Source organism: Streptomyces alkaliphilus, from assembly GCF_014141535.1.
Taxonomy (GTDB): domain Bacteria; phylum Actinomycetota; class Actinomycetes; order Streptomycetales; family Streptomycetaceae; genus Streptomyces; species Streptomyces alkaliphilus.
The window spans coordinates 1-4,606 of the sequence record NZ_VKHT01000377.1; the positions used below are offsets into that span (position 1 = coordinate 1).

At 72.7% G+C, this 4,606-nt stretch carries 6 protein-coding genes; 4 read left to right on the forward strand and 2 right to left on the reverse strand.

Annotated elements, in window-relative coordinates:
* Positions 1-212: ATP-binding protein (locus tag FNQ90_RS13315; protein WP_182606576.1), on the forward strand; the 212-nt coding region annotated here is incomplete at its 5' end.
* A 122-nt stretch (positions 213-334) separates the two neighbouring features.
* The gene (locus tag FNQ90_RS13320) at positions 335-781 is read left to right on the forward strand and encodes a DUF6174 domain-containing protein (RefSeq protein WP_182606577.1); all 447 of its coding nucleotides are present in this window, start codon (positions 335-337) and stop codon (positions 779-781) included.
* Between the two features lie 203 nt (positions 782-984).
* Here FNQ90_RS13320 and FNQ90_RS13325 read toward each other — a convergent pair whose 3' ends face one another.
* Both FNQ90_RS13325 and FNQ90_RS13330 read right to left on the reverse strand, forming a co-directional pair.
* Complete coding sequence (locus FNQ90_RS13325; RefSeq protein WP_323379937.1) at positions 985-1,569, reverse strand: DoxX family membrane protein; 585 nt, start codon at positions 1,567-1,569, stop codon at positions 985-987.
* A 264-nt stretch (positions 1,570-1,833) separates the two neighbouring features.
* Positions 1,834-2,463, reverse strand: a complete 630-nt coding sequence (locus FNQ90_RS13330; RefSeq protein WP_323379938.1) for a TetR/AcrR family transcriptional regulator — start codon at positions 2,461-2,463, stop codon at positions 1,834-1,836.
* A 133-nt stretch (positions 2,464-2,596) separates the two neighbouring features.
* Between FNQ90_RS13330 and FNQ90_RS13335 the strand changes: the two genes are divergently transcribed.
* Complete coding sequence (locus FNQ90_RS13335; protein WP_182606579.1) at positions 2,597-3,430, forward strand: alpha/beta fold hydrolase; 834 nt, start codon at positions 2,597-2,599, stop codon at positions 3,428-3,430.
* Between the two features lie 202 nt (positions 3,431-3,632).
* Complete coding sequence (locus tag FNQ90_RS13340) at positions 3,633-4,604, forward strand: zinc-binding dehydrogenase (protein ID WP_182606580.1); 972 nt, start codon at positions 3,633-3,635, stop codon at positions 4,602-4,604.
* Positions 4,605-4,606 lie beyond the last annotated feature (2 nt).

Genomic DNA, 4,606 nt, shown 5'->3' on the forward strand with positions numbered 1-4,606 from the left:
CGCGGGTGCGGGTGTTCGACCGGGGGCGGGAGGTGCCCGCGATCGCCGCTCCCGACGAGGACGCCGAGGGCGGACGCGGATTGGTACTGCTGCGGGCCCTGACGGACCGCCTGGGTTACACCTGCACGCCGGACGGCAAGTGGGTGTGGTTCGAGGTGCCGTTGACGGCTCGGGGTGTTCGGGATGCCCCGGGCCTCCCCGGGAGCGGTTGACCTATCCGGCCGAGGCCGGCGCCGGCCGGTTCGGGGTGGAGGGGTTCACCCCGAACCGGCCGCCGGATCCGGAACCGCCGGGGGAGGGGTGGCGTCCGATCGGCATGGGGATCCGAACGGGGATGACGGGCGCGCTCTGCGGCGCCGTGGGCCTGACGATGACACTCGCCGGCTGCGGCACGGAGTCGGCCGCCGGTGGCGAGGCCTGGCGCGAGTGGCGGGAACCGGCGAATTACACCTACACCCTGCACTCGACCTGCGGCGAGCGCGGCGGCCACGGGTGGTTCCGGGTGACGGTGGTCGACCGCGAGGCGGACATGGTGGTGGCCATGTCGGAGCGGGACGGGGAGGCCGCCGGCGAGGAACTGCCGTTGGAGCACTGGCGCGAGGAGCCCCTGACCATCGGTGAGGTGCTGGCCCGGGCGAGAACGGCGGAGGAGGAGTGGGAGGCCGACTCGGTGGAGGTCGAGACGGCGGAGGACGGTCGTCCGACCTCGGTCGAGATCGACATCCACCGCGAGGCGATCGACGACGAACTCTGCTACCACCTGTACGACTTCACCCGGTAGGGCGGGTTCCGGCCCGGCCGTTCCCCTGCCGGGGACGGTGAGCGGTCCCGAATCCGTGGGTCGGGGGCGTGACCCGGCGGTCCGGGCATCGTCTCCGCCCTTCCGGAGACCCGCATCGTCGCCGCCGACGAGCAGTCGCTCGGCTCCGGCCGCGCGCGGGTCCCCGTCGTCCACGACCCCGGCCGGCCCCGGGCCGGGGTGGATCAGGTCAGCGCTGTCGGCGTGGGGACCTTCGGCGCGTCGGGGACCACCGACTCCCCGGTGTCCGTGGCGGCCGGCCGTCCACGGGGCGACCGGACGCGCAGCCCGCGCGCGGTCGGCCGGTGCGCGGCGATGGCCAGACCGGCCGTGATGAGCACCAGGTTCTTGAGGACGTACTGGCCGGCCAGGGTCGGGACGAGTACCGTTCCCTGCCACATCTCACCCGCGAGGACGACCAGCGCCACCAGCGTTCCGGCCATGTGGACGAGGAAGACGGCGAGGGTGAGCCGCAGCAACAGGCCGGTCAGCAGGCCGGCGCCGATCAGGATCTCCATCGAGCCCAGCGCGAGGAGGGACACGTCGGGCGCCACGTGACCGGCGGTGATCACGCTCATGGTGCGGGCGGCCATCTCCTCGGCCGCGCTGGCGTTCGGGACCAGCTTCAGCGCGCCGAACCACAGGAACAGCACCCCCACGGATATCCGCAGCAGGGTGATGCTGTGCCGGTGAACGAGGGAGGACAGGGGGGCGGCGAGACGGGAACCGCCGGGGACGGCGCTCGGCCGTCCGCTGGGAGAAGTCGTCACGGTTTTCCCTTCGGCTGAAGCGTTCTCTGGTGTGGGAGCGCTCCCATGCCCTGGTGACGACTGTATGGGCACTGTTGGTGCATGACAAGAAGCGTGCACGGTCGACTGTGGGATGACGGCTGGTGAGGGGCCGGGTCGACCCGGTGCGCCGGTGGGTCCGTCCGGGCGTGACGCGTGCCCGGTCCCCCCGCGGAGCCGAGGGCGAGCCCTCGATGGGCGGGATCATGCCCCCGGGCCCCGGTCCCGGCCCCTCGGGTGGACGGGTCAGGCGGCCCGATTCCGGGCCGGGCGCAGGGCGACGTCGATGAGTGTCTCGGCCGCCGCCCTGGCCTGCCCGGCGGCCTCGGAGGTGCCCGCGATGGCGGCGGTGGTCTGGGCCCCCTCCGCGAGTATCGCCAGTTGCGGGGCGAGCTCGGGCGGGCCGCCCGCCTCGGCGACCAGTCGGGCCACGGTCTCCTGGAAGCCCGCCTTGTGGGCGCGCACGAGTTCGGTGACGCGGGGCGCCGTGCCGCTCAGCTCGCCGAAGGAGTTGATGAAGAAGCAGCCGCGGAACCCGTCGTCGTCGAACCACCGGGCGAGGAAGTCGTAGACGGCGAGGAGGCGCTCGCGCGGCTCCGCGGCGGCCGAGACGGCGGCCGAGATGCCCGCCTCCCACAGCTCGTGCCGATGGCGCAGCACCTCCTCGACGATCGCCTCCTTGGAGGCGAAGAGTCGGTAGATGCGTTTGAGTGAAATACCGGACGCGGCGCGCAGTTCGTCCATGCCGACGGCCTGGACGCCGCGATCGTAGAAGAGTCGATCGGCGGCTCGCAGCACTCGCTCGCGTGCGCTGTCGTCGTCGGTCCTCCGGGCCGTGGCCTGGCGGTCCGTGCTCGTGACACCGGGGTCTCCCACCGTCGCTGTTCCTCTCCCTCTCGATCCCGCCCGCCCGGGCAAGCTATCGGACTTGCGCGGAGAACGTTCGTTCTCTATGGTAGTGGACATCGAGGAGAACGACCGTTCTCCGCGGGTTCGGAAGGGTGGCACCATGCCTCGCATCACCGTGGGCACCGAGAACAGCGCCGACATCGAGCTTTACTACGAGGACCACGGGTCCGGCCGGCCGGTCGTCCTCATCCACGGCTACCCCCTCGACGGGGACTCCTGGGAGAAGCAGACCGCCGCGCTGCTCGACGCGGGGTACCGCGTCATCACCTACGACCGCCGGGGCTTCGGCCGTTCGGACCGCCCCACCACCGGCTACGACTACGACACCTTCGCGGCGGACCTGAACACGCTGATGGAGACCCTCGACCTGACCGACGCGGCCCTGGTCGGTTTCTCCATGGGCTCCGGCGAGGTGGGCCGCTACCTCGGCACCCGGGGTTCGGGTCGGGTCGCCAAGGCCGCGTTCCTCGCCTGTCTGGAGCCGTTCCTGCGCAAGACGGAGGACAACGGGACCGGGGTCCCGCAGGAGGTCTTCGACGGCATCCTCGCCGCCGTGAAGGCCGACCGCTACGCCTACTTCACCGACTTCTACCGGGACTTCTTCAACACCGACGAGAACCTCGGCTCCCGCCTCTCCGAGGAGGTCGTGCGCGGGTGCTGGAACGTGGCCGCCGGCGCCTCCCCCCACGCCTCCGTCGCGTGCGTGCCCACCTGGACGACCGACTTCCGCGATGACGTCTCCCGTATCGACGTGCCCACCCTGATCCTGCACGGCACCGCCGACCGCATCCTGCCCATCGACTCCACCGCCCGCCCCTTCCGGGAGTTGTTGCCCGACGCGGACTACGTGGAGATCGAGGGGGCCCCGCACGGTCTGCTCTGGACGCACGCGGAGGAGGTCAACGAGGCGCTGCTGGCCTTCTTGGCCAAGTAGCCCCCGTTCCGCGGCGCCGGTCGCCGACGGGGCGCGCCGGCGCACCTCGCCCCCTCCGCGGCATCACCGGAGGGGCGGGGTGCGCCGGCCGTCTCCCGGAGGGGAAGGGCGGCACTTGACCTCAAGCTTGCACGAGGTTCCAGACTCCTCTTCGAGGGCGCGGACCACCGTGCCCCACCGGTGAACGGACCAGGGAGGAACCATGCACGTGGTCGAGGTCGAGCGGTTCGGCGGTCCCGAGGTGTTGGTGTGGCGGGAGCGGCCGGACCCGGTGGCGGGCCCGGGACAGGTCGTGGTCGCGGTCTCCGTGGCCGACGTCCTGTTCGTGGAGACGCAGGTGCGGTCCGGGTGGGGACGCGACTTCTTCACCGTCGAACCGCCGTACGTGCCCGGGGACGCGGCCGGTGGAGAGGTGATCTCGGTGGGGGAGGGGGTGGACGCCTCCTGGCTCGGACGTCGCGTGATCGCCCGGGCGGACGAACTGGGCGCCTACGCGGAACGGGTCGTGGCCCCCGTCGAGGCGCTGGTCCCCATTCCCGAGGGGGTCGGGACGCGGGAGGCCGTGGCCCTGGTGCACGACGGGCCCACCGCCCTGGGCGTCTTCGGCAACGCCCCGGTCGGCCCCAGCACCACCGTCCTCATCGTGGCCGCCGCCGGCGGCATGGGCAGTCTGCTGGTGCAACTGGCGCACGCCGCCGGGGCCCGGGTGATCGGCACCGCCCGGGGCGAACGAAAGTTGGAGACGGTCCGGAAGCTGGGCGCGGACGAGGTGGTGGACCACGGTGCGGCGGATTGGCCGGACCGGGTGCGGGAGCTGACCGGCGGCGCCGGCGTGGACGTGGTGTTCGACGGAGCCGGTGGGGCGCTCGGGGGCGCGGCGTTCGCGGTGACGGCCGACGGCGGCCACTTCTCCGCCCACGGGGCCGCCGCCGGCGACTTCGCGGAGATCGGCGAGGGGGAGGCGGAGCGTCGGGGGATCATCGTGCACGGTATCCGGCAGGTGTGGTTCCCACCGCAGGAGTACGGCGGGTGGGTCGAGCGGGCGATGGGGGAGGTCGCGGCCGGCCGGATCGCGCCGACCATCGGCGCGGTCTTCCCGCTGCGCCGTGCCGCCGAGGCCCACGCCGCCGTGGAGGCCCGGCGGGTCGTCGGCAAGGCGTTGCTGGAGGTGTGAGG